Annotated in this window: 21 protein-coding genes; 5 read left to right on the forward strand and 16 right to left on the reverse strand. The window is 56.5% G+C overall.

All coding sequences use genetic code 11. From position 1 onward, the window contains the following. Nucleotides 1–885, reverse strand: a complete 885-nt coding sequence (locus ACNQ0W_RS18100; RefSeq protein WP_062933745.1) for an ROK family protein — start codon at nt 883–885, stop codon at nt 1–3. Between the two features lie 166 nt (nt 886–1,051). On the opposite strand from ACNQ0W_RS18100, the gene aldB reads away from it, so the two are divergent. Further along, nucleotides 1,052–2,590 (forward strand): aldehyde dehydrogenase AldB, encoded by a 1,539-nt coding sequence (gene aldB, locus ACNQ0W_RS18105; RefSeq protein ID WP_116329996.1) that lies wholly within the window; start codon nt 1,052–1,054, stop codon nt 2,588–2,590. 137 nt (nt 2,591–2,727) lie between these two features. Here the strand turns inward: aldB and ACNQ0W_RS18110 are convergent, their stop codons facing one another. Beyond that, on the reverse strand, nt 2,728–4,677 hold the full coding sequence (locus ACNQ0W_RS18110; protein WP_062933743.1) for a glycoside hydrolase family 127 protein: 1,950 nt from the start codon (nt 4,675–4,677) through the stop codon (nt 2,728–2,730). Between the two features lie 10 nt (nt 4,678–4,687). Next, entirely contained in the window at nt 4,688–6,088 is a 1,401-nt protein-coding gene (locus ACNQ0W_RS18115) for an MFS transporter (protein ID WP_045142691.1), read from the reverse strand. A 225-nt stretch (nt 6,089–6,313) separates the two neighbouring features. Between ACNQ0W_RS18115 and ACNQ0W_RS18120 the strand changes: the two genes are divergently transcribed. Then, nucleotides 6,314–7,132 carry an AraC family transcriptional regulator gene (locus ACNQ0W_RS18120; protein WP_032649828.1) on the forward strand — a complete coding sequence of 273 codons (819 nt, stop codon included), beginning with the start codon at nt 6,314–6,316 and terminating at the stop codon, nt 7,130–7,132. Here ACNQ0W_RS18120 and araD read toward each other — a convergent pair whose 3' ends face one another. The 8 genes from araD to yiaK all read right to left on the reverse strand — a co-directional run bounded on the left by araD (nt 7,133) and on the right by yiaK (nt 14,711). Beyond that, complete coding sequence (gene araD / locus ACNQ0W_RS18125) at nt 7,133–7,828, reverse strand: L-ribulose-5-phosphate 4-epimerase (protein WP_015572759.1); 696 nt, start codon at nt 7,826–7,828, stop codon at nt 7,133–7,135. It lies immediately after the preceding gene. Next, nucleotides 7,822–8,682 carry an L-ribulose-5-phosphate 3-epimerase gene (locus ACNQ0W_RS18130; RefSeq protein ID WP_017693794.1) on the reverse strand — a complete coding sequence of 287 codons (861 nt, stop codon included), beginning with the start codon at nt 8,680–8,682 and terminating at the stop codon, nt 7,822–7,824. The genes araD and ACNQ0W_RS18130 overlap by 7 nt, the downstream gene beginning before the upstream one ends. Nucleotides 8,683–8,684: 2 nt before the next feature. Beyond that, nucleotides 8,685–9,338, reverse strand: coding sequence for a 3-keto-L-gulonate-6-phosphate decarboxylase UlaD (ulaD, locus tag ACNQ0W_RS18135; protein ID WP_062933742.1), 654 nt, complete (start codon nt 9,336–9,338; stop codon nt 8,685–8,687). Next, entirely contained in the window at nt 9,335–10,840 is a 1,506-nt protein-coding gene (locus ACNQ0W_RS18140; protein ID WP_062933741.1) for an FGGY-family carbohydrate kinase, read from the reverse strand. The genes ulaD and ACNQ0W_RS18140 overlap by 4 nt, the downstream gene beginning before the upstream one ends. 76 nt (nt 10,841–10,916) lie before the next feature. Beyond that, on the reverse strand, nt 10,917–12,236 hold the full coding sequence (locus tag ACNQ0W_RS18145) for an MFS transporter (protein ID WP_017382592.1): 1,320 nt from the start codon (nt 12,234–12,236) through the stop codon (nt 10,917–10,919). A 45-nt stretch (nt 12,237–12,281) separates the two neighbouring features. Continuing rightward, a complete protein-coding gene (locus tag ACNQ0W_RS18150) occupies nt 12,282–13,208 on the reverse strand; it encodes a DUF4862 family protein (protein ID WP_062933740.1) in 927 nt (308 codons plus the stop codon). Nucleotides 13,209–13,234: 26 nt separating this feature from the next. After that, nucleotides 13,235–13,702, reverse strand: coding sequence for a YhcH/YjgK/YiaL family protein (locus ACNQ0W_RS18155; RefSeq protein WP_062933739.1), 468 nt, complete (start codon nt 13,700–13,702; stop codon nt 13,235–13,237). 10 nt (nt 13,703–13,712) lie between these two features. Further along, the gene (gene yiaK / locus ACNQ0W_RS18160) at nt 13,713–14,711 is read right to left on the reverse strand and encodes a 3-dehydro-L-gulonate 2-dehydrogenase (protein ID WP_015572752.1); all 999 of its coding nucleotides are present in this window, start codon (nt 14,709–14,711) and stop codon (nt 13,713–13,715) included. A 224-nt stretch (nt 14,712–14,935) separates the two neighbouring features. Between yiaK and yiaJ the strand changes: the two genes are divergently transcribed. Together yiaJ and ACNQ0W_RS18170 are read left to right on the forward strand one after the other, a co-directional pair. Further along, nucleotides 14,936–15,754 (forward strand): IclR family transcriptional regulator YiaJ, encoded by an 819-nt coding sequence (gene yiaJ / locus ACNQ0W_RS18165; RefSeq protein WP_015572751.1) that lies wholly within the window; start codon nt 14,936–14,938, stop codon nt 15,752–15,754. Between the two features lie 3 nt (nt 15,755–15,757). Beyond that, nucleotides 15,758–16,213: a 4Fe-4S dicluster domain-containing protein gene (locus ACNQ0W_RS18170; RefSeq protein ID WP_062933738.1), complete on the forward strand. Its 456-nt coding sequence runs from the start codon at nt 15,758–15,760 to the stop codon at nt 16,211–16,213. Between the two features lie 7 nt (nt 16,214–16,220). On the opposite strand, the gene avtA is transcribed toward ACNQ0W_RS18170, so the two are convergent. Together avtA and ACNQ0W_RS18180 are read right to left on the reverse strand one after the other, a co-directional pair. Next, nucleotides 16,221–17,474, reverse strand: a complete 1,254-nt coding sequence (gene avtA, locus ACNQ0W_RS18175) for a valine--pyruvate transaminase (protein ID WP_015572749.1) — start codon at nt 17,472–17,474, stop codon at nt 16,221–16,223. 235 nt (nt 17,475–17,709) lie between these two features. Then, on the reverse strand, nt 17,710–19,740 hold the full coding sequence (locus ACNQ0W_RS18180; protein ID WP_062933737.1) for an alpha-amylase: 2,031 nt from the start codon (nt 19,738–19,740) through the stop codon (nt 17,710–17,712). Nucleotides 19,741–20,054: 314 nt separating this feature from the next. Here ACNQ0W_RS18180 and ACNQ0W_RS18185 point away from each other — a divergent pair, with 314 nt between their 5' ends. Continuing rightward, complete coding sequence (locus tag ACNQ0W_RS18185) at nt 20,055–20,879, forward strand: protein bax (RefSeq protein ID WP_071886800.1); 825 nt, start codon at nt 20,055–20,057, stop codon at nt 20,877–20,879. A gap of 35 nt (nt 20,880–20,914) precedes the next feature. Here the strand turns inward: ACNQ0W_RS18185 and xylR are convergent, their stop codons facing one another. From xylR to ACNQ0W_RS18200, 3 genes are read right to left on the reverse strand one after another with little or no spacing between them, the layout of a single operon-like run. Beyond that, a complete protein-coding gene (xylR, locus tag ACNQ0W_RS18190; RefSeq protein ID WP_003860152.1) occupies nt 20,915–22,093 on the reverse strand; it encodes a D-xylose utilization transcriptional activator XylR in 1,179 nt (392 codons plus the stop codon). Nucleotides 22,094–22,126: 33 nt separating this feature from the next. Next, nucleotides 22,127–23,308, reverse strand: coding sequence for a xylose ABC transporter permease XylH (xylH, locus tag ACNQ0W_RS18195; RefSeq protein WP_003860151.1), 1,182 nt, complete (start codon nt 23,306–23,308; stop codon nt 22,127–22,129). After that, complete coding sequence (locus ACNQ0W_RS18200; RefSeq protein ID WP_058646378.1) at nt 23,286–24,827, reverse strand: xylose ABC transporter ATP-binding protein; 1,542 nt, start codon at nt 24,825–24,827, stop codon at nt 23,286–23,288. The genes xylH and ACNQ0W_RS18200 overlap by 23 nt, the downstream gene beginning before the upstream one ends. Nucleotides 24,828–24,860: the final 33 nt, after the last annotated feature.

The following is a 24,860-nucleotide window of genomic DNA, read 5'->3' on the forward strand; positions in this document are numbered from 1 at the left end:
TTAAGCGCTGCGCGCCTGCTTCTGCTTAGCCAGCCAGACCGCGCCCAGCCTTCCCGCCTGGTTACCCAGCTCGCAGGGAAGGATGGGCACCCGGAGCGCCTCCCACTCCTCGAATCGCTGTAGGTATTTATCCAGCAGGAGATAGATTTTCTCCTGCTCGCTAATGCCGCCGCCAATTAGCACCGCCTGCGGATCAAACATGGAGATCACGCTGTAGATGCCCCGCGAGAGGAAATGCGCCCACTCTTCTATGGCCTCACGCAGATGCACGTCACTGTCCATGCGTTTAAACAGCTCCTCACCGTCAGGCATCTCATCTTCCGACACGGCCAGCGCGCGGCGGCAGGCTTTCATCAGGCCGCTGGCGGACGCCACTTCGTGCATCGGCTCGCCGTTGTTGCCAACGGGCAGCACGCCAAACTCACCCGCCCGGTAGTGCGACCCACGGTAGAGATCGCCCTCCATGACGATACCGCCGCCGATGCCGGTGCCGATGGTGATGCAGACGAAATGCTCATAGTCCTTACCGGCGCCCTGCCAGCGTTCGCCCAGCGCCGCGCAGTTGGCGTCATTTTCGGTTGTTACAGGGAGATCGGTCAGCTGTGCGAAAAGCTCGCACAGGTTCTCGCCGTCAAGGTAATCCAGCGCCCCGGCCTTGGCCGCTTCGCCGGTAAGGTGATTGATGTGGCCCGGAAAACTCACGCCGATGCCGACGATCTCATGCTCCTGGCGGTATTTATCCACCACCGTTTTCCACTTCTGTTTGAAGGTGCTTTCATCGTCAGGCGTATCATATTCATCGGATGTCAGTTCTTCGCCGTTTTCGTTGATCACGCCGTGTTTGATGTGGGTTCCGCCCACGTCAAAGCCGATAAATAGCTGCATTGCATCGTTCCTCATAACCCTCTGAGCTATTAAGTATGGCTCCGGCGGCAGAAACGAAACGTAAAGTACGGTAATCCGTGATACGGCTCGTAAACCCGTTACCGACTGGCGAGAAAATCACCAGCCGGAACTACCCTTGTTGTACACCTACTGCAAGGAGACGGTCATGACAAACAATCCTCCCTCATCGCGTATCCAGCCAGGCGAGTATGGTTTTCCTCTTAAGCTGAAGCCCCGCTATGGCAACTTTATCGGCGGCGACTGGGTGGCGCCCGTCGACGGTGAATACTATTCCAACCTGACGCCCGTTACCGGCCAGCCGCTGTGTGATATTGCCAGTTCGGGCAAGCGGGATATCGATTTAGCACTGGATGCGGCGCATAAGGCGAAAGATAAGTGGGGGCAAACGTCCGTTCAGGACAGAGCGGCCATTTTGTTCAAAATCGCCGATCGGATGGAGCAGAATCTGGAGCTGCTGGCGACCGCAGAAACGTGGGACAACGGCAAGCCGATCCGGGAAACCATGGCGGCGGACGTGCCGCTGGCGATTGACCATTTCCGCTATTTTGCGTCCTGCATTCGTGCCCAGGAGGGGGGAATAAGTGAAGTTGACAAAGATACCGTGGCGTATCACTTCCACGAGCCGCTCGGCGTGGTGGGGCAAATTATTCCGTGGAACTTCCCGCTGCTGATGGCGAGCTGGAAAATGGCGCCCGCGCTGGCGGCGGGTAACTGCGTTGTGCTGAAACCTGCACGCTTAACGCCGCTTTCGGTACTGCTGCTGATGGAGGTGATTGGCGACCTGTTGCCGCCGGGGGTCATTAACGTGGTCAACGGGGCCGGGGGAGAGATCGGCGAATATCTGGCTACTTCAAAGCGTATTGCCAAAGTGGCGTTTACCGGCTCAACGGAAGTGGGTCAGCAGATCATGCAGTACGCGACCCAGAACATCATTCCGGTCACCCTGGAGCTGGGCGGGAAATCGCCGAACATCTTCTTTGCCGACGTGATGGATGAAGAGGACGCCTTCTTCGACAAAGCGCTGGAAGGGTTTGCGCTGTTCGCGTTCAACCAGGGTGAAGTCTGCACCTGTCCGAGCCGCGCGCTGGTGCAGGAATCCATTTATGAGCGCTTTATGGAGCGGGCGATCCGGCGCGTGGAGTCGATTCGCAGCGGTAACCCGCTGGATAACGTCACCCAGATGGGAGCGCAGGTATCGCATGGCCAGCTGGAAACCATCCTCAACTATATTGATATCGGTAAAAAAGAGGGGGCCGATGTGTTGACCGGCGGTCGTCGTAAGGTGCTGGGCGGCGATTTGCAGGAGGGTTACTACCTTGAGCCGACCATCCTGTTCGGTAAGAACAACATGCGCGTTTTCCAGGAGGAAATTTTTGGACCGGTGCTGGCCGTCACCACGTTTAAAACCATGGACGAGGCGCTGGAACTCGCCAACGACACGCAGTATGGCCTGGGGGCGGGCGTCTGGAGTCGTAACGGTAATCTGGCCTATAAAATGGGCCGCGGCATTCAGGCCGGACGCGTATGGACAAACTGCTATCACGCCTATCCGGCTCATGCGGCATTTGGCGGCTACAAACAGTCGGGCATCGGGCGTGAAACCCATAAGATGATGCTGGAGCACTACCAGCAAACGAAATGTCTGTTGGTCAGCTACTCCGATAAACCGCTGGGGCTGTTTTAACCTCCGGGCTCAGGCCGTCCCGGGTAGGGTGACCTGAGCCGGGTTAAAGCCGGGTGGCGGCTTCGCCTTACCCGGCCTACTTTTTACTCCCTCTCCCGTGGGAGAGGGCTGGGGTGAGGGCAACAGGCCGCAGTTATTCAGCCCTCGTCCACCCATATCCGCATTTCCCCTTCTCCCCGGTTTGCCCAGCTAAACCACGGAATAAAGGTCAGCGTCCGGGGCTGACGTTCTACCGGCGAGTGGTCGTACTGCCACAGGGCATCAGTGTCCTTCGCCTGACACCCGATCCCTTCCGCCTGTATCAGCATCTTGTGCGCGAAAATGCCTTTGCCTTCAAATACCCGAAACGCGCTGTCCTTGGGCAAAGAAAGGTTATGCAGATTTGCGCCGTTATCGGCTTCTTCCAGGCAGTAAATCAGCGGTCCACGCTGCAATGCGACTTTCCCCGCCTGCTGGCGCACCTGCGGGTTGCCGTACACGCGGCGGACCGGCATCGGTAACGTCAGCGTCAGCGTGTCGCCTTCCTGCCAGCTGCGGTTGAGGTATAAGTATCCACGGGAGACCTCGCCTGTAATGGCCTGACCATTGAGCGAAACAGCCGGATCCGCACACCAGTCCGGCAGCCTCAGGGCCAGCGTGTGAGTCACCGGAACTGGTGAGGTTATCTCGATTTTCACCTGCTCATGCCACGGATAGTTCCCGCTAATCCGCAGCTGGAGGATGTTATCCCCAACCGGAATGGCGACGTCGTTCCCCACGTACAGGTTGATCAACAGCGCGTCCGGGCGAACGGTATAAATGTAGTGCCCCAGCGAGGTCAGCACGCGCGCAATATTCGGCGGGCAACAGGCGCAGCCGAACCAGCGCTGGCGCACCGGTTTGACGTGGTCATAGATATGGTTAAAGGCCAGGGTTTTCGGGTGCACTTCCAGCGGATTCACATAAAAGAAATGCTTACCGTCCAGCGCCATGCCGCCCAGCACCGTGTTGTACAGCGCGCGCTCCATCACGTCGGCGTAGTGGCCGTCCGCCTCCATCTCCAGCATCCGGCGGGCAAACATCATCAGGCCGATGGAGGCGCAGCTTTCGGCGTAGACCGTATCGTTGGGCAGATCGTAATCGCTGCTGAACGCCTCACCGCTGCTTTGCGAGCCAATCCCGCCGGTGATGTACAGCTGGCGTTGTGCCATGTTGTTCCACAGCCGCAGGCAATCCTGACGTTTCCCTTCGTCGTTGCTCAGGCGCGCCAGATGCGCCATGCCTGCCATCAGATAGACAAAACGCACGGCGTGGCCGATGGCCGTTTGTTGTTCCGCAAGGGGCAGATGCGCCTGGCTGTAGGCTTTGTCCTTAACCATCCACGCCGGGCCATAGGTGTTCCAGTATGACGTTCTGCCGCGCTTCTCGTATTCGATATCGTAGAAGTGAGGCTGCGCGCCGCGTTCCTCAATAAAGTATTTCACCAGATTGAGATAGCGTTGCTCCTGCGTGACGTCGTACAGCCGCATCAGCGCCAGCTCGATTTCCGGGTGGCCAGGGTAACCGTGCAGCTGGTTTTCGCCCGGGCCAAACACGCTGTCGATATGATCCGCCAGCCTGCACACCACGTCCAGCAGGCGGCGCTTTCCGGTTCCCTGGAAATACGCCACACCCGCTTCAATCATATGTCCGGCGCAGTACAGCTCGTGGCATTCGGCCAGATTGGTCCAGCGCTCGGCCGGTGCTTTCACCGTGAAATAGGTATTGAGATAGCCATCTTCGCACTGCGCCGCTGCGACCAGCTCGATCACCTCGTCGGCGGTTTTTTCCAGTTCAGCATCCGGCTTCTGGCACAGCGACCACGCCACGGCTTCGAGCCATTTCGCCACGTCGCTGTCCTGAAAGACCATCCCGTAGAACTCCCCCTGTTCCAGACCGGCCGCGATGCGGAAGTTGGCGATGGCGTGGCTGGGTTCGGCCTCCGCCACGCGATCGTTAAGCGCATCCCACTGGTAGGGGATCACCACATCGCGGACCAGCCGTTGGTACTGACCAAGAAACGGGTCGTTGATTTTCAGCTGATGCAGGTCGGCTTCCATTATGGTCATATCGTTCTCCTCAGGACTGTACATGACGCTGGCGCAAATCGGTGGCAATGCGCGACATCACGGGATTGTTAAGCCTGCACCAGCGGATAGCGACCGCCAGCAGCAGGTGGAAAAGGGCAGGGAGCAGCGTCTCCATGGCGGTGATGCCCTGCAATGAGGCGGGCGTCTGGTTACCTGCGCCTGGCTGATAGGCCACGGCAATAAACACCAGGCTGATGATCCCGGCGCTGGATGCCCACGCGAGCTTGATGAAAAACAGATTGAAGGCGAAGTTCATCCCCGATGAGCGCACGCCGGTTTTCCATTCGCCGTAGTCATCGGCAAAGGCCATCAGCGAGAAGTGCAGCGGCAGGGTGAAGCCCAGGATCACGCCGTTACTTAAAATCACGATCAGCCAGAGCGTCTGGTGCGCCGGGCCACCCGGCAGGAACCACATTCCCACCGCAAGCGCAGCGAGTATCAGGTTGGTGTAGTAGTAGAGTTTGACGGTATCAATCCGCCGCGACAGCGGGCTGACGATCACCGCGCCCAGAATGGCGGCAAAGGTCACCATGGTGAAAAACAGCGAGGTGTACGCCGTGCTGCCCTGAAGCACGTAGGTGATGAAGTACATGTATCCGCCGCCGCGAATGTTGAAGACGTTGATCAGCAGAAACGACATCACCAGCATCAGCAGCAGCTGATCGTTTTTCCGCAGGCCCGCCAGGTGCTCGCGCAGGGTGAATTTACCCATCAGCGCAAGCGGGACGCGCTCGCGCACCCAGAAGAAGCAGCACAAAAACATCACCACGGCGATGGCGCACAGCACGCCGACGCCCAGCTGATAACCCCGGGCGGCATTGCCCTGTCCCAGCTCTGACACCAGCCACGGCAGGCCAACGGAGACCAGAAAGCCCGCCACGCCGCACAGTACGAAGCGCCAGGACTGGCAGGATATAACCTCGTTGTGGCGGGTGGTCATGGTGTTGATCAGCGCGCAATATGGCACGTTGATGGCGGTATAGCCCACTGAAAGCAACAGATAGGTGCCGAACGCCCAGGCGATTTTCACGCCCATGCTGGCGTCCGGAACGGTGAAGGTCAGCACGCCGACGATCCCGATGGGAAGCGCGACCCACAGCTGCCACGGACGAAAACGCCCCCAGCGGCTCTGCGTGCGGTCGGCAATCACGCCCATCACCGGATCGGAAATCGCGTCAAATACCCGAAGGGCAATAAACAGCGTGCCCACCAGCGCGGGCGTCAGGCCAAATACATCGGTATAGAAAAAGGTCAGAAAGTTCATGATCAGGCAGGTAATTACCGTGCCGCCCGCGTCGCCCAGGCCGTAGCCAATTTTCTCGCGGACTGACAGCCGGTCATCGGCTGCCTGTTTTGCAACTTCTGCGTCTGTAATCGGTGTGGAAGTCATGGGGTAACTCCTCGATAAACGATTTTTTATCGTATTTGTGCAAGGTACCCCATTTATTCTGCATTCATCGGGCAGACCAACAAGGGAAGGGAAAAGTATAAAAAGGTGACGATTCCGACCTGATGGTAAAACTGTGATTTTGATCGAGCCGTTCTGCTGATATTTATTAATAATCAAGGGATAAAGACAATATCAGCCATCATAAAAGCGGAAAAATGAATATCCATGCTTGAATTATCCATAGCACTTCCGATCAGGGTTCAAAATGGCGGGTTATTTATCTCCCGGGGCGTGGGCCGTCATCCCGCACGAAAATTATCTTCGTGGGAGATAATTTTTGTCGAAAAAGGGACATTAACGATCCAGGAGGAAAATACGCTGTTTGAGGTAAACGCTGGCGAGAGTTTATTACTTTGGCCGAAGCGGCGGCATGTCGGCGTGGAAGATTTTCCGGGCGATCTCAAATTTTACTGGCTGCATTTTGAGGTGGATGAACGCTTGCCGGTGTTACCAGGCGCGACGCCGCTGTCGATTGAGCAACACTGTAGCGTGCGGGATCCGCAATATGTTATTGCGTTATTCCGTCAGTTTTTAAGCGAGCAGGAAAAATTACAGCGTAGCCAGGCGCTGGAGATAATTTTGCTGTTAATTTTGCAGCAGATATCGCTCTCGCCGGGATATGAAGATAAAGCGGATGATGCGGGCGCAGCAATGGCGTGGAAGGCCAAGCAGCTTATCCGCACGCACTTTCATTTGCCCCTGTCCACTTCGCAGCTGGCAAAAGAGCTGCACTGCAACGCAGATTACCTGGGGCGAGTATTTCGTCGGACGTTTCATTTAACCCTGACGGAGGCAATTCACCGCCAGCGCGTCAGGGCCGCTGAAAAACTGCTGCTGAACGATGCGGCCTCATTAACTGAAGTGGCCGCCCGGTGCGGTTTTAATGACGTGGGTTATTTCCGGCAAATATTCTCAAAACATACCGGGTTAACGCCCGCCGTCTGGAAACGGCGGTACTGTAAAGAGCATATTAATTCCGGATGATCACTGGCCGTAATAGGCATTTGCGCCATGCTTGCGCAGGTAATGCTTATCCAGCAATTCCTGCTGCATAACCGGAAGCTGAGGTGCAAGCTGGCGCGAGAAAAGCCCCATATAGGCGCATTCTTCCAGCACCACGGCATTGTGTACCGCATCGGCAGCGTCTTTGCCCCAGGCAAACGGGCCGTGAGAATGAACCAGCACCGCCGGGACCTGCATCGGGCTTATGTCGCGCTCCTCGAAGGTTTTGATAATGACTTCCCCCGTCTGGTATTCATATTCACCCGCGATTTCAGCCGTGGTCATCAGCCGCGTGCAGGGGATCGCACCGTAAAAATAGTCCGCGTGCGTCGTTCCCCACGCGGGTAAATCCTGCCCCGCCTGCGACCAGATGGTGGCGTGGCGGGAATGGGTATGCACAATGCCGCCAATTTCCGGGTAACGACGATACAGCGCGAGATGGGTCGGGGTGTCGGAGGAGGGCTTTTTACTCCCCTCGACCACTTTACCCGTGGCGATATTTACCACCACCATATCTTCTGCGTTCATCACGTCGTACTCCACGCCGGATGGTTTGATCACCATCATGCCGCTGGCACGGTCAACCGCGCTGACGTTGCCCCAGGTGAACGTCACCAGCTGGTGGGCGGGCAGGGCAAGGTTTGCCGCCAGCACCTCGGCTTTGAGTTGTTCTAACATGTCATGCCTCCTTCCTGCATTCGGGCTTCAATCCAGCGGCGCGCCTGGATGATCTCCAGCACCGGCTCTTTGGCTTTCTCGGTCCACATTTCAATCAGAAATGCGCCGCGATAGTTAAGTTGATTCAGCGTGTTAAACACGCCCACGAAATCGACGCAGCCCTCGCCAAACGGCACATCGCGGAACTGTCCGGGGCTTTGCTCGGTCACGGGCCGGGTATCTTTCAGGTGGATAGCGGCGATGCGGTCAATGCCCAGCGTCAGCTCGGCGGTGACGTCGTTGCCCCACGCGCTCAGGTTGCCGACGTCCGGGTAAACGCTGAACCACGGCGAGGCGAGCATGTCATCCCACTTTTTCCACTTGCTGATGGAGTTCATAAACGCAGTGTCCATGATCTCTACCGCCAGCATTACCTGCGCGGCGGCAGCCTGCTCTACGGCCCACGCCAGCCCTTCGGCAAAGCGCTGTTGCGTGCCCTCGTCGTGCTCCTCGTAGTACACGTCATAACCCGCAAGCTGGATGGTGCGAATACCCAAATCACGGGCCAGCCGGATGGCTTTGGTCATGATCTCGCGGGCGCGTTCGCGCACGATTTCATCGCGGCTGCCAAACGGGAAGCGACGATGGGCAGACAAGCACATCGACGGGATCGCCACGCCGGTCTCCAGCATCGCTTCCACCAGAGAGGCGCGCTGCGTGGTACTCCATTCAAGGCGCGATAAACGCTCATCGGTCTCATCCACCGACATCTCCACAAAATCGAAGCCGCAGCTTTTTGCCAGAACCAGGCGCTCCGGCCAGGAGAGATCTTTCGGCAGCGCTTTTTCGTAAATGCCTAACGGATGCTGACGCATGGTTACTCTCCCCAGATGTCGCGGATTTGCGAATGGAATGCCTGTGCCACCTGCGGCGGATTGGCGGCGCCTGCCAGCGCGCGCCCGGCAATGAAGGCTTTGACGTTGATCTGCTTAAACAGCGGCAGGTCGGTGGGTGTGATGCCGCCAGTTATAGAAAGCTGCAAACCGAGATCGGACAGCGCCTTCATTTTGCTGAGATCCGCCTCGCCCCACTGCTGGCCGCTGGCCTGTGCGTCGCGCCCGCGGTGGTAAATCGCCTGCTTCACCCCGATGCGATGCCACGCGCGCGCGTCGTCCAGCGTCCAGTTGCCAAACAGCTCCATCTGGATCTCGCCGCCGCCGCGCAGTGCGACCTCGTGGCCACGTTCAACGGTGGCCAGCGGGGCGGCACAGATGATGGTCATCCAGTTTGCGCCTGCGCCAAACGCCTGCTCAGCCAGCGTTTCTCCGGCATCGGCGACTTTCCAGTCCGCCACGATAATTTTATCCGGACACTGCGCGCGCAGGGCGCGAACGGCGTTTAGCCCTTCGGTCAGGCACAGGATGGTGCCGGCTTCGACGATGTCGACGTGATCGGAAAGCGTCGCGACATCGCGCTGCGCGGCCTGAAGCGAGGTGTGGTCGAGCGCCAGCTGCAATAATGGTCGGCTCATAGTTCGTACTCCTTAACACGGGCGTGATAGCCCTGTAATGCTGAAATCAGTTGCTGGTAATGGTGATATTTGCGCTGGTAGGCGGCATGGGCACGCATGTCAGGTTCAATCATCCGGATGTCATGCCTGAGGGCGCGCTGAGCGGCGTAAAAATCGGGATAGAGGCCTGTACCGACGAGCGCGGCCAGCGCCGCACCGGAACAGCCGGTCTCTTCCACCTGGGGGAGTTCAATCGCCAGGCCGCTGACGTCCGCGAGCATCTGCATCCACACGTCCGAATGGGTTGGGCCGCCCGTCACGCGCAGGGCCTGCACGTGGGGAAAGCGTTCGAGCATACGGTTGAGGTGGGTCATGTGGCTGAATACCACCCCTTCATAAACCGCCTGGAGGAGGTGCGCACGGGTATGCAGCGCCTGCAAACCATAGAAGCCGCTGGTCATCTCCAGCCCGGCGTTGCTGCCGTAGAGGAAAGGCAGGAAGAACACATCGCTTTCAGCTTTTGGCAGGCTGGCCACGGCGTGGTTAATCTCATCAAATGACATATCGCCCCATTGGGCCGTCAGCCATTCCAGGTTGCCGGACGAGGTGGGGCTGGCTTCATGAACGATGAACTGCTGCGGATGGACGTAGCGGCCATAGACGTAGGGGAACGGCTCGTTGTCGCGGATGCCGTGGGCAATCCCACTGGTTACGGCCCAGGTCCCCATTACGGCATTCAGCGTATGTTCGTCATGCAGCCCGGCGCAGATCGCGGTGGAAACCACATCAAACAGTCCACCAACGACGGGAGTACCCGCCGTGAGACCGGTCAGTGCGGCTGCCTGAGCGGTGATTTCCCCGCAAATTTCTGCTGAACCGATAATAGGCGGCAGGGCACCGTCAATGTCGCTGATGCCGAGCCAGCGCGTAAGCTGCGGATCGTACTGCCCGGTATTCATGTTGTAGAGATTGGATTCCGAGATATTGCTCTCTTCGCAGCCTTTGACTCCGGTCAGACACCAGCGCAGGTAATCGTGCGCCATCATCACGCTGCCGATTTGCTGATACCGCTGCGGCTCGTTCTCTTTAACCCAGCGCAGGAGTGAGGCCGGATGCCCCGTCCACAGCGTCTGGCGAGTATGCGGATAGAGCTTTTCGGGTATACCGTCCTGCTGCCAGCGTTGCACGATCTCCAGCGCACGGCGATCGGAGGAGAGTATGGCGTTACCCAGGGGGCGATCCTGTTTATCGAGCAGAAACAGCCCCTTGCCCTGGGCTGAAATGCCAACGCCTTTGATCTGACCGCCGTCAGCGCCTGAATTTTTAAGCAGCAGGGCGACGGTTTTGTGGCAGTGCTGCCAGAGCTGGTGCATATCCCGCTCGGCGTACCCGGCGCGTGGGCTGAGCGTGGCCACTGAGCGGCGTTCAATACAGACTTCTTTGCCCTGGCTGTTGTATAAACCGGCTTTCAGATAAGTACCGCCACAATCGATACCCAGCCAGAAGGGCTCTTTTTCACTCATCTTCTTCTCGCTTAATTGCCGGGTGGCGCTTCGCTTACCCGGCCTACGGTTTGGTTTAGTGGGTCAGGTGAGGGCCTCAGGCCGCACGCTTATGCGAGTTCACCGTGGGGTTGGGCTCTGCTCCGGCATCGCATTTCGCCGGTAACAGCAGGGCCAGCAGCGATGCCAGCGCCAGCGAAACCGCCAGGCAGTAAACGCCTGCGTCTTTGCTGTATAGGGTGATCAGTACGCCTACCGCATAGGGACCGCAGAACCCGCCGAGGTTGCCCAGGGCATTGATCACGCCGCGAGCGCCGCCCGCCATCTCAGCGCTGAACAGACGCGCCGGGATGGTCCAGAACACGCCCGCTGCGGATTGCAGGAAGAAGCCACAACCCACCAGTGCGGCATAGGCCAGCCAGGTGTGCTCTTTCAGCGCCACGGAGAGGAACATGCAGAGCGCAAAGCCAATCAATGGCAGGGAGACAAACAGCTTGCGCTTGCCGGTGCGGTCAGAGAGCGAAGAGAACAGGAACATGCCGGCAATGGCGCCGATGTAAGGCAGAATGGCGAGCATTCCCACCTGGCCGATGCTGGTGTGCGTCAGTTCTTTCAGAATGGTGGGCAGCCAGAGGGTGTAGCCGTAAATGCCGGTCTGATAGAAGAAGTTGAGGGCGATCAGCTGCCACATGGTTTTGTCAGACAGCACCGCGCTGAGCGAGGCGTTTTTCACCTCTTTACCCGCAATGGCTTGCTGCTCTGCCGCCAGGGTTTGTACCAGGTAGTTTTTCTCGGCCTCTGAGATCCAGCGCGCTTCCTGCGGGCGGTCGTAGACGGTGAATGCCCACAGCACCAGCACAACAACGGACATCAGACCTTCAATAATGAACAGCCAGCGCCAGTCGAGGGCGGTGATAATCCATCCCGACAGCGGGGCGGTGATGATCCCGGCGATGGGCACGAACATGATCACAATCGCGTTGGCGCGGCCGCGCTCGGCATCCGGGAACCAGTTACTGATCATCGTGAGCACAACGGGCAGCATCCCACCTTCCGCCACGCCGAGTAAGAAGCGCAGCACCAGCAGCTGATACTGGTTGGTTACAAGCCCGGTCAGAACCGAGATCACCGCCCAGGCAACCAGCGACCAGCCGATAAACTTCTTACCGCTGCCGTGCACGGCAATTTTGCCGCCGGGAACTTGCAGGAACAAATAGCCGATAAAAAAGATCCCCCCCGCCAGACCCGCCATCGTGGCGGAAATGCCCAGCTCTTCATCCATACCGCCGGGCATCGCAAAAGCTATATTTACGCGGTCCATATAGGAAATAATGCAGGCGATAAGAATAGGGGGAATGATCCTTAGCCAGCGCTGGCGCGGAATGTCCGCGTGTAGAGCATTAGAAGAAATATTCATAGTTAATATCTCAGTGAAGGTAACCGGAAAATGTATTCTTTATTTTTATTGTGATGCTTTATTCATAGCGCTAATGCCGTCGCGCAAAATAGCGATGCGATGGCTGACGTCAGCATTAGCATTGATTTCCAGTAATTTAATACCGGAGAATTTCAATGTTGCGGCGCTCGCCGCAGTAAATAGCGTTTTTACATGTTCAGCGGACATGAGACTGTCGGCGCAGAACGAAGAAAACGGCGCGTGCAGATCCTGCCATTCTCCGTACTCACCGTGAGGAGTCGTGCCCGAAAACATCAGCGCCCCCAGCTTCCCGGCAGCGAGTGCCGCCTGAACATGTTCCAGCGGAAGGGCGGTGTTGCGACCTTCGATAGCCGAACGTGCCCAGTTGATACAGACGCTGATATCGGTCTCTTTCACTACCTCCAGCACCTGCTCTAAGGGCAAGAATCCTTTACGCGGCGCCGGGCCGGTCATCGCATCACAGTGTTCCAGCACCAGATCGCAGCCCCAGTCCCAGTTCGCGATTTCCCGTACCGAGCGGGAGAATGCTTCTGTCGCTTGCTCAACAGAGCCATTACCCGCCTGCGGTGCGGCCTGCATTTCCAGAGCGATCACTTTCCCGGGAAAGCGGGTATTAACGGCATCAATCTTTTGATGCAGATGGCGGTAATATTCAATGCACGCTTTACGCTGTTCTTCGTCCGCGGACGCCAGGCCAAACGCGCCGTTGCTGCCGCGGCGGCGCATGGTTTCCATAACGGCTGTGACAACGATCTGCCAGTCGCCCGGCGTATGACGAAACAGCCATTCATCACCAAACGGATGGAGGTTTTCAAGGCAAGGTTGTTCCAGCCCGCGAATATTTGGCGTGTCGGAAAGTTCCCGCCAGAAGGCGTGTTCTTCCTGCTCCCCTTTCTGGTGAAACGAAGGTGCGCAGGGGTACGCACCAATAATAAAACCGGTGTTGGTCATTTCGCATTCCTGTATTTATCAGAAAATTAATCTAATTCGCTGATGGCCACTTTCACCACAATTTTACGAATTGCGGATCCCTTGTTTTTAATACAGGCAGGACGGTGAACATCCTGCGGGAAAAATATGGCGTAACTGCCAGGTATCATTTCGATAAATGACTCATGTTCGCTGTCGTGATAAAAAATAATATCCCGTTGCTCCAGCAATGATTCGCTGATTTTGTTATTCCCGGTATCAATAGCAATACCGATTTTTTCTTCGCCCCAGGCCAGAAACTGGATATCCAGATAGCGGCGATGGACTTCAGGGCGGTTCTCGTGTTGTTCCTTTGTGGTGAGGTCGAGAAGCTGGGCAAAAATGTTGCGGCCTTCAATTTCGATCACGCCCGGCGCCAGGGTGGTGAAATCCGTGGTACGCAGAAAATTAAGCGCCTTTTCTATCGCCAGCGGCAGGCGACATGGATTTGGCTGTGCAATATGTCCGAATATCATGACCCACTCCTTACAGAGACTGGATTTTCGCCCACACGCTGTCGTCAACCGTGATGCCGTTGCGGCGATTCTCCTCCAGCAGGCGTGTGAACTCATGGCCTGGCAGACGGACGGCGACATTTTCATCAGCGCGTTCTGCGGTGGTGATGAAGTCCATGATGCGCTGTAGTTTGGCATCGCGGGTTGGACCGTCGATCAGGCGATCCACTTCGATGGCGATAAAGATCTGCGATACGCCGTATTCGTCGCTGTTGTCCTGGGTCACTTCCGCGACGGACGCGCCGTCAGAGAGCAGGGTGGCGATCATGTCGAGCACAATCGACAAGCCGGAACCTTTCCAGTAGCCCATGGGCAGAATGCGACGGTTTTTCTCAATCACGCCCGGCTCTCTGGTCAGATTGCCTTCATCGTCAAAGCCGCCGTCGACCGGTAATTCGCGTCCGGCCAGGCGATTCACCTCCAGCATGCCGTAGGAGAACATCGACATCGACATATCGACCATGGTGATTGGATTCGACGGAATAGCGACGATCAGCGGGTTTGTGCCGATGCAGCATTCTTTTGATCCCCACGCGGGCATCACGGCAATAGAGTTGGTCCAGCAGATGCCGATATAGCCTTTCTCCGCCGCCTGCCAGCCGTAGCTGCCGCCGCGCATCCAGTGGTTAGCGTTACGCAGCGCCACCAGGCCGATCCCGTGATCGGACGCCAGCTCGGTAGCACGGTCCATCATCTTCTTCGCCGTCAGGTTGCCGATGGAACGCTGGGCATCCCACTGTTCGATGGCACCTAATGTCGTTACGCGTTTCGGCTGGGCGTCAGGGATGATGTCGCCTGCGTCAAGCTGCTGAATAAATCGCGGGAAGCGGTTGACGCCGTGTGAATAAACGCCGGACTCCGTGGTGCGGGCGAACATCTCGGCGCAGGCGTCTGCGGTATCCGCTTTTACACCGCGATCGAGCAGAACCCGATTGAACGCCGCTTTCAACTCTTCGAAGGTCACTTTCATCCCTGTTCTCCTGTTTTTTTAGGGGCAAGTGCGAGTGCTTTTTTATCGCTAAATTTCACTATACGAAATCTGATTTCAAATATAACGATCAAATTTTGTCAGATCAACGACATTCACGTTTTTCAAAATCGATTAAAATCAAATGGTTGTGTTTTTTCTGTTGAGATCGTGAACTAAACCACACTTTGCGCTACCATCAGGGCGCGATAAACAGGAGCCATTTGATGAGCATAAAAGAGAGCGAAATGACGCAAGAAAAAGAGAGGCCAGCAGGTAGCCAGAGCTTGTTTCGCGGTCTGATGCTGATTGAAATCCTCAGTAACTATCCGAACGGGTGTCCGCTTGCGCATTTATCAGAACTGGCGGGGCTGAATAAAAGCACCGTGCACCGGTTATTGCAGGGGTTGCAGTCGTGCGGGTACGTGACGCCGGCACCGGCGGCAGGGAGCTATCGTCTGACCACTAAATTTATCGCCGTCGGGCAAAAGGCGCTTTCATCGCTCAATATTATTCACGTGGCGGCGCCGCACCTCGAGGCGCTGAACATTGCCACCGGCGAAACGGTCAACTTCTCCAGCCGTGAAGATGACCACGCGATCCTGATTTATAAGCTGGAGCCAACAACCGGTATGCTGCGCACGCGCGCATATATCGGCCAGCATATGCCGCTCTATTGTTCTGCGATGGGCAAAATCTATATGGCGTTTGGTCATCAGGATTACGTGGCGAGCTACTGGGAAAGCCACCAGGAACAGATCCAACCTTTGACCCGCAACACCATCACCGAACTGAGCGCGATGTATGATGAGCTGGCGGAAATTCGCGATCACAGCATGGCGATGGACAAAGAAGAGAACGAGCTGGGTGTGTCATGTATCGCCGTGCCGGTCTTTGATATTCACGGGCGCGTGCCTTATGCCATCTCCATTTCGCTGTCGACGTCGCGCATGAAGCAGGTGGGTGAGAAAAACTTGTTAAAACCGCTGCGTGACACGGCGGAAGCTATCTCGAAAGAACTGGGGTTTAACGTGCGCGAGGCGTAACTGATGAACCGATTTATCCTGGCGGATCCTGAAAAATGTATCGGGTGCCGCACCTGTGAGGTGGCGTGCATGATGTCGCATCAAAGCAGCGCCACGCCAGAAGCGCTTACGTCACGGATCCGCGTGGTTAAGGGGGCAACCTTCACCACGGCCGTGGGCTGCCACCAGTGTGAAGATGCGCCCTGCGCGAATGTCTGCCCGACGGGGGCCATTCACCGCGCTGCGGGAGCCTGGCTCGTTGAGCAGGCCCGCTGTATCGGCTGCAAAAGCTGTATGGTGGCGTGCCCGTTCGGGGCAATGCAGGTTCGGGTTGTGGAAGATCGCGTTCAGGCGCTGAAATGTGATTTGTGCGCGCATCGCGAGGGCGGTCCCGCCTGCGTCGAAGCCTGTCCCACCCACGCGCTGCGCTGCATAGACCCCGCCAGATTACGCGCGGAACGGCTGCGTAATCTGGCCTGAGGTTTTATTAACCGGCCTCGCGCCAGGCGTTCTCAATCTCTTCGGCGAGAATTTTCACACCCGCTTCGATTTTTTCCGGGTCCGGGACGTAGTTCATGCGCATGCACTGGTGCGTGTGCGGCCACGGCTTATCCAGCCCCGGGAAGAAGTAATCCCCTGGCACCATCAGCACGCCACGCTTTTTCAGACGCTGATAAAGCAGCTCTGTCGTAATGGGCAGATCCTTAAACCACAGCCACAGGAAAATTGCCCCTTCCGGTTTATGGATCAGGCAGCGTTCTTCCGGTAAGTAGCGGCGAAGGATGGCGATGGTTTCCTGAACGCGCTGAGAGTAAAACGGCTTGATCACTTCATTCGACAGGCGCAGCAGGTCGTTACGCCTGATCATCTCGCACATCATCGCCGGGCCGATGCCGCCAGGGGAAAGGCTGATAATGCCGTTCATGTTGGTAATGGCGGTGATGATTTTCTCGTTAGCAATGATAATGCCGCAGCGGCTGCCCGGCAGGCCCAGCTTGGAGAGGCTCATGCAGAGGATGATGTTCGGGTTCCACAGCGGACGCGCTTCGCTGAAGATGATCCCCGGGAACGGTACGCCATAGGCGTTATCGATCACCAGTGGGATGCCGTGCTGATTCGCCAGCGCATCCAGCTTCATCAGCTCGTCGTCGGTGATCACGTTGCCCGTCGGGTTGGTGGGACGTGATACGCAGATCATGCCCGTCTCTTCACCGATATGCAGATGTTCAAAATCGACGTGGTATTTGAACTGGCCCTCTGGCAGCAACTCGATATTCGGACGTGCGGAAACAAACAGGTCTTCTTCGAGGCCGGCATCGGCATAGCCGATATACTCCGGTGCCAGCGGGAACAGCACTTTTTTCGTGGTGCCGTCGGCGCGGCGTCCGGCGAACAGATTGAATAAGTAGAAAAACGCGCTCTGACTGCCGTTTGTCAGTGCAATATTCTGTGGTTCGATATCCCAACCCAGCGCTTCCCGCAGCATTGCCGCCAGAAGCGTCAGTAGTTCTGTTTTACCCTGAGGGCCGTCGTAATTACATAGCGCATCGGTTGCTTTACCGTTTTCCAGCATCTCTGCCAGCAGCGTCTGGAAGTAGGTGTTCATCTCCGGAATTTGAGCCGGGTTTCCGCCGCCAAGCATGATAGCGCCTGGGGTGCGCAGCCCGTCGTTGAGGTCCTCCATCAGGCGGGTAATGCCTGAATGGCGGGTAAATTTGTCGCCGAATAGTGAAAACGTCATAGCAGGTGATCTGTCGGGCTTAATATGAAAGGCAGTAACCATAACGCCAGCACCGTGTTGGTGCAAATCGGCGGATGTGGTCGGATTTGTTGTTTTATGTGGCGGGTTTGTATTTGTGTGGTGAATTGTTCTGGTGAATGCCCCTCACCCCGGCCCTCTCCCCAAAGGGGCGAGGGAGAAAGAGCGCACCGTGCAATCCCCTCTCCCCCTGGGGAGAGGGTTAGGGTGAGGGGATCTATTGATTACCCGCCCACACCACCATCACCTTATCGCCCTTGTGCTCGCGCACAAAGCCGTAGCCTTCTTTCAGTGACAGCGTGGTTTGCTTGCCTTCACCCACCGCCGGATGACGGGCGCGGAACTGCCCCAGAAGCTGCCAGTGGGCGACAGTTAACGCCTGTTTACCCGTGACGTCCTGCCAGTTCATATCCGAACGGGTTCCCTGTAGCGGATCGGAGCCCGTCGGGCCGAATGGACGCTCTGATTCATCGCCGTAATAGATCTGCACGCTTCCCGGCGCCAGCAGCAGTAACTCAGCGGCGCGCTGGCCCCCTTCACGGAACAGACGCGTATCGTGGGAGGAGAGATAGCTCAGCACATTAAAACTTTGCAGCTTTTCTGCCATTTGCTGCCAGGTTAAATCCATATCGGCCAGACAGTCCACCGCTTTCGCTGCCTGCTCCTGATAGTCAAAGTTGATCATCGCATCGAAGCCGTGGCGGTAATAATCGCTCTGCATCACGCCGTGGCCCCAGGATTCACCGGTCATCCAGAATGGCGCATTGTCGAGTTTTTTGTCCGGGTTGGCGGCTTTCCACGCGGCCAGCGCCTGGCTTGCCTGGTTTTTCAGTTGCTGCCAGGCTTCAGGCTCAACGTGCTTAGCGGTATCGACCCGGAAGCCGTCGATGCCGTAGTCACGTACCCACTGACTGAGCCAGTGAGTCAGGTAATTTCGCGGTGTGAAATTCGTCATCACTTTCGCGTTGGTATCGGGCTTGTGTTGATAAAAGTTCGGCAAACCTGACGGGATCTTAGATTCCGTTTTCAGATCAGGCAGGAAGGCCAGCGACATGGTCAGATCGTCAAAGCCCGGGTTGTCGTAATCACCGATATCGGTACGGATCCATTTTTTACCCCACCATTTTTCCCATGCGGCTTTGTCACTGAAGTTGATGTAATCGTTGAAGCTGTGCCAGCTTTGACCCGCGCCTGGCTTCCAGTCAGTCCAGCGCTCGCCGAGGGTTTTTTTCAGCTCATCGCCCTGCAAATAGAGCGCGCCAAACTGATACTCCTGCATATCTGCAAGCGTCGCATAACCCGCGTGGTTCATGACAATGTCAAACAGGACGCGGATACCACGCCTGTGCGCGTCGTCGACAAGCTGGCGTAAATCATCTTCGTTGCCCATGTTGGCGTCGAGTTTCGTCCAGTCCTGGGTGTAATAGCCATGATAGGCGTAGTGGGGGAAATCCCCTTTGGTGCCGCCGCCAACCCAGCCGTGGATCTGCTCCAGCGGCGAGCTTATCCAGAGCGCATTCACGCCCAGCTGCTGAAGGTAATCCAGTTTGCTGGTAAGCCCTTTCAGATCGCCGCCGTGGAAAGTACCAATCTCCTGCATACCGTCTTTATGACGGCCATAGCTGTTGTCGTTGGTGGGGTCGCCATTCACGAAGCGATCGGTCAGCACGAAATAGACGGTGGCGTTTTGCCAGCTGAACGGCGCTGGTTTGTCCGTCTCGGCGCGCTCAAGCAGCAGCAGGCCATTGCTGTTGGCGGCTGGCTGAAGAGTCACTTTGCCATTTTGAACGGTCGCGGTCTGTTTGCTGTAAAAATCACGCACCACCGTGCCTTCCGGGAAGGTGTTAACGACGTCGATTGTCAGCGGTTTGCCGTCCCACTTCGGGCACTGGCGGGTGACGTTTGCGACAGGCTGTGGCGCCGCACTTTGTACCGTTAACATCAGCGTCGGCGTTCCCGAGCGCGTATCAATACGCATCTGATAAACGCCGTCACGGAATAACCGCCACTGCGGTGGGGTGCCTTCGCACGGTTTGAGCGACAGCATCTCGTTGAGCTTAATGGCACCTGTCGGCTGCCAGCACGCGTTGTCAAGACTCAACGTCAGCGGGCGGGTACCCTTCGCAAGCGTTGCCTGGCTGGTAAAGACGCCAGTACCTTCAGCGCTAAACGCGTTAAATCCCGGTGATGACCAGTCGGCATGCGCGAATGCGGGTAACATCAGAACAGCTAATGCAGTGCGTTTCATTCCATTTTCCTGTCGCGGCATTTTTGACCAGTGTGCCACTCGGCTCAGGGGAAAAACTCCTCCTCTGAGGCTTTCTGCCAGGAGGACGCGAAGGGATGAGTGATCCCGCGCAAAATTAGGCAGTTATCTGCGATATCGCGCACATTTTTCCAGTGTTGCTGTTTTAATGAGCATGTTCCGGATGACATAGTTTCGGAATTGGACTATTTGTATACGTGCTCTTGAGGACTATTTTTGGTATGATTTGAGATTCCGCTCTCAAATTTTTGAAGAAAATAAGGTGTTGGAATGTTTATATCCGACCAGGAGACCTAATGATATCGACTCCCATTCGACGATATGGGGCCGCGATACTCATGTTACTCACCATGGCATTTTCTGGTGAGGTGCTTGCAAAGACGCACACGGATACAACGAGTAAGAAAGCCCACGTAATAAAGACGACAAGCAGTAAGGTTAGCAGTAAACAAGAGTATTCTCGCAATAGTGCAAAGAGTAGTTCACTTCCTGATTTGCGAAAATACCCTTCCGGGACACCAAGGAAAAAAGCGTTTCTCCGGACGGTAATGCCTTACATTAAAAGTCAAAATGCCGCGATTACTGCGGATCGTAACTGGCTGATCTCCAAACAGTACGATAGCCGCTGGTCGCCGTCTGAGCGCACTCGCCTGAAAGACATCGCCAAACGCTATAAAGTGAAGTGGAGCGGGAACACGCGTCGCGTGCCGTGGAACTCACTATTAGAGCGTGTGGACATCATTCCAGGCAGTATGGTCGCGACAATGGCCGCCGCCGAAAGCGGTTGGGGCACCTCGAAGCTGGCGCGCAACAACAACAATCTGTTTGGCATGAAATGCACAAAAGGTCGTTGTACTAATGCACCCGGCAAGGTGAAGGGCTATTCACAGTTTGAATCGGTGAAAGATTCCGTGAATGCCTATGTGGTGAACCTGAACACCCATCCGGCCTACTCCTCGTTCCGTAAGTCACGCGCTCAGCTGCGTAAGGCGGATCAGGAAGTAACGGCTACGGCGATGATCCACAAGCTGAAAGGTTATTCCACTCAGGGACAGCGTTATAACAATTACCTGTTCTCCATGTACCAGGATAACCAGCGTCTGATTGCCGCACATATGTAATGAAAAACGCCTTCCACTGGAAGGCGTTCTTTTTTCTAGAGCAGGACTTCACTGTACCGTTCCCGGTACTCCTTCGGCGTGGTGTCATACTCTTTTCTGAACACCGAATAGAAATACTGAAGCGACGGATAGCCGCACATCTGTGAAATCTCGTTGATCGACAGCGAGGTGGAGATCAGCAGACTGCGCGCTTTCTCCAGCTTTTCCGCATGGATCACGGCGTGAATCGTCTCACCGACTTCCTCTTTGAACCGCTTCTCCAGATTCGAACGTGAAATGCCGACCGAATCGAGCACCTGATCGACCTTAATCCCTTTGCAGGCATGATTGCGAATGTAGTGCATCGCCTGAATCACGGCCGGATCGTTTAAGGAGCGGTAGTCAGTTGAGCGACGCTCGACCACGCGAACGGGCGGAACCAGCAGACGCTGGAGCGGCAGGGATTCGTTGTCTAACAGTCTGTGCAGCAGCTTTGCGGCCTGATAGCCCATCTGACGGGTACCCTGAGCCACGGATGAGAGCGCCACGCGCGACAGATAGCGCGTAAGCTCTTCGTTATCAATACCAATCACGCACAGCTTTTCAGGCACCGGAATATGCAAATGTTCGCACACCTGTAATACGTGGCGGGCGCGGGCGTCCGTCACGGCGATAATCCCTGTCTGGGGCGGCAGCGTTTGCAGCCAGTCAGCCAGGCGATTTTGTGCGTGCTGCCAGTTTTCTGGCGCGGTTTCCAGCCCCTGATAAACGACGCCGCGATATTTCTCCTGGGCAACCAGCTGGCAGAAGGCATATTCACGCTCCATCGCCCAGCGCTTTCCGCTGGTGGCGGGCAATCCGTAAAACGCAAAACGATGTACGCCTTTCTCCTTTAAATGGAGGAAGGCGGTCTCGACCAGAGCATGGTTATCCGTGGCGATATAGTGAACGGGGGGGTAATGTTCCGGTGTATGGTAAGAGCCGCCAACGCCCACGATAGGCACGTCGACGCCACTCAGCAACTGTTCAATCACGGGGTCGTCAAAGTCAGCGATGACCCCGTCTCCCAGCCAGTCTTTGATGTTCTCCAGACGGGTACGAAAATCTTCTTCGATGAAAATATCCCATTCGGATTGCGACGCCTGCAAATATTCGCCAACCCCTTCAACCACCTGCCGGTCATAGGCTTTGTTGGCATTGAATAACAACGTAATGCGGTGACGCTTTTCAAACATGGCTCATTTCCCAAATTAGTCACGATAGTGTTATCAGGCGCGCCGCTTGGTGGCAGAGTCCATCCAGACTGCCAGCAAAAGAATGGCACCCTTGACGATATACTGCCAAAACGTCGGCACGTCCATCATACTCATCCCGTTATCCAGCGAAGCCATAATAAATGCGCCCATCACCGCCCCCGCCACGCTGCCAATGCCCCCGGCGAGGCTGGTCCCGCCAATCACGCAGGCGGCGATGGCGTCCAGCTCGGCAATGTTACCCGCAGACGGGGAGCCCGCCCCCAGTCGCGAACTGAGGATCAGCCCCGCGATGGCCACCATCAGGCCGTTGATGGCAAAGACGGCGAGTTTGGTGCGTTCTACGTTGATACCAGATAAACGCGCGGCTTCCAGATTGCCGCCGATGGCATAAATACGGCGACCGAATGCGGTACGTGTGGCCATAAACATTCCACCTAACAGCAACAGCGCCAGCAGCAGAACGGGCGTTGGGACGCCGCGATAATCGTTTAACAGCCAGATGGCGCCCAGCACAATCACCGCAGTAAGGGCCTGACGACCGACAACCGAGGTTGAAGCAGGCGAGGCCAGCCCCAGCGCCTGGCGACGCATGCGTCCCCGCCATTGCCACGCGACAAACGCCATCAGCCCAACCACGCCGATCGTAAAACCGACGCCATCAGAGAGGTAGCTTTGGCCAATCTGGGACATTGAGGCGCTGGTCGGGGAGACGGTGGTGCCGTTGGTGATCCCAATCAGAATGCCGCGGAAGGCCAGCATCCCCGCTAAGGTGACGATAAACGACGGGACTTTACGGTAGGCCACCCACCAGCCATTCCACGCCCCCAGCAGCAGACCCAGTACCAGCGTAACCGCAATCGTCAGCGGCAGCGGCCAGCCGAGCCAGACGTCAAAAATTGCCGCCACGCCGCCGAGCAGACCCATCATCGACCCTACCGACAGGTCAATTTCCGCTGAGATAATCACAAAGACCATCCCCACCGCCAGGATCCCGGTGATGGCGGTCTGACGCAGCAGGTTAGAGACGTTACGTGCGCTCAAATAGGAGCCATCGGTCATCCAGGTAAAGAACAACATGATGACGATAATGGCGGCAATCATTACAAAAACTTGCAGATTCAGCGATTTAAGTCCTGCGAACGCACCGGGCGTCGGAACAGCGACTTTGATATCAGACGGGTTGCTTTTCGACATGGTGTTCGCTCCTTAAGGCAGCTTCCATCACCTGCTCTTGTGTCAGGTTCTGGTTGTTCAGGTTGGCTTTGAGTTTCCCTTCATGCATGACCAGCACGCGGTCGCTCAGCCCCAGCACTTCAGGCAATTCGGACGAGATAACAATGACGGCAATCCCTTGCTGCACAAGCTGGTTGATCAGCTTGTAGATTTCATACTTCGCGCCGATATCGATCCCGCGGGTGGGTTCGTCCAGAATTAAAATGCGCGGATTAAGCAGCAGGCAGCGCGCCAGAATCGCTTTCTGCTGGTTGCCGCCGCTCAGGCGTCCTATCGCCAGCTCCGGCGAGGAGGTTTTCACCTTAAGCCGGGCAAGCGACTGGAGAATACACTGCTGTTCTGCGGCATCATCCAGGCTGCTCAGCGCGCCGGAAAACTGGCTGAGCGCCGCCAGCGTGATATTTTTTCCCACCGCCATTACCGGCACGATGCCGTCTTTTTTGCGGTCTTCTGGCACCATGGCAATGCCCTTAGCAATAGCCTGCTGGCAGTTGTCGATTTTTACCGGCTGACCGTCGATATAAATTTTGCCTTCCCAGCGCCCCGGCCAGACGCCAAAGAGACACTGCACAGCCTCGGTTCTTCCGGCACCCACTAAACCCGCAATGCCGAGAATTTCGCCGCGGTGAAGCGAAAAGGAGAGGTTATCCACGCGCTTGATATGGCGGTTAACGGGATGCCACGCTGTCAGGTTTTCCACGCGCAGGAGCTCTTCGCCGATGGTGTGCGGTTCGTTGGGATACAGCGCGGTGAGTTCGCGACCCACCATCATGGTGATGATGTCATCTTCGCTCATGCCTTCTGCTTCACGCGTGCCGATGTGCTGCCCGTCGCGGATGACGCAGATGGTGTCGGAAATGGCTTTCACCTCATTGAGCTTGTGCGAAATATAGATGCAGGCGATGCCGTGGTTTTGCAGGTCGCGGATAATATTGAGCAGTACGGCCGTTTCCTGTTCGGTGAGTGAAGCGGTTGGTTCGTCGAGGATCAGCAGGCGCACTTGTTTGTTCAGCGCCTTGGCGATCTCCACCAGCTGCTGCTGGCCTAAACCTAAGTCGCCCACGCGCGTATCCGGTGAGATAGCCAGGCTCACCTGAGCCAGCAGTTTTTCGCAGCGCAGCGTCATGGTGTCGTAATCCAGTACGCCATGGCGTGAGAGTTCGGCGCCGAGAAAGATATTTTCCAGCACGGTAAGGTGCTTCACCAGCGCCAGCTCCTGGTGAATGATAGCGATGCCTTTACGTTCGGTATCGCGAATGTGCGTGGCCTGGAGCACCTCACCGGCAAAAACGATTTCGCCCTCGTAGCTGCCGTGCGGGTAGATCCCGCACAACACTTTCATCAGCGTGGATTTTCCCGAGCCATTTTCGCCGCACAGCGACATCACTTCGCCGGGATTCAGCCGCAGGCTTACGTTATCGACTGCTTTCACCGCTCCGAAGGCTTTGGTGATGCTTTTCATTTCAAGTAAATAAGACATAACTGCTCCGCATAGCCCAACAGATGAACAGGG

The sequence above is a fragment of the Enterobacter cloacae complex sp. 6730903 genome (assembly GCF_048283985.1).
GTDB lineage: Bacteria > Pseudomonadota > Gammaproteobacteria > Enterobacterales > Enterobacteriaceae > Enterobacter > Enterobacter hormaechei_C.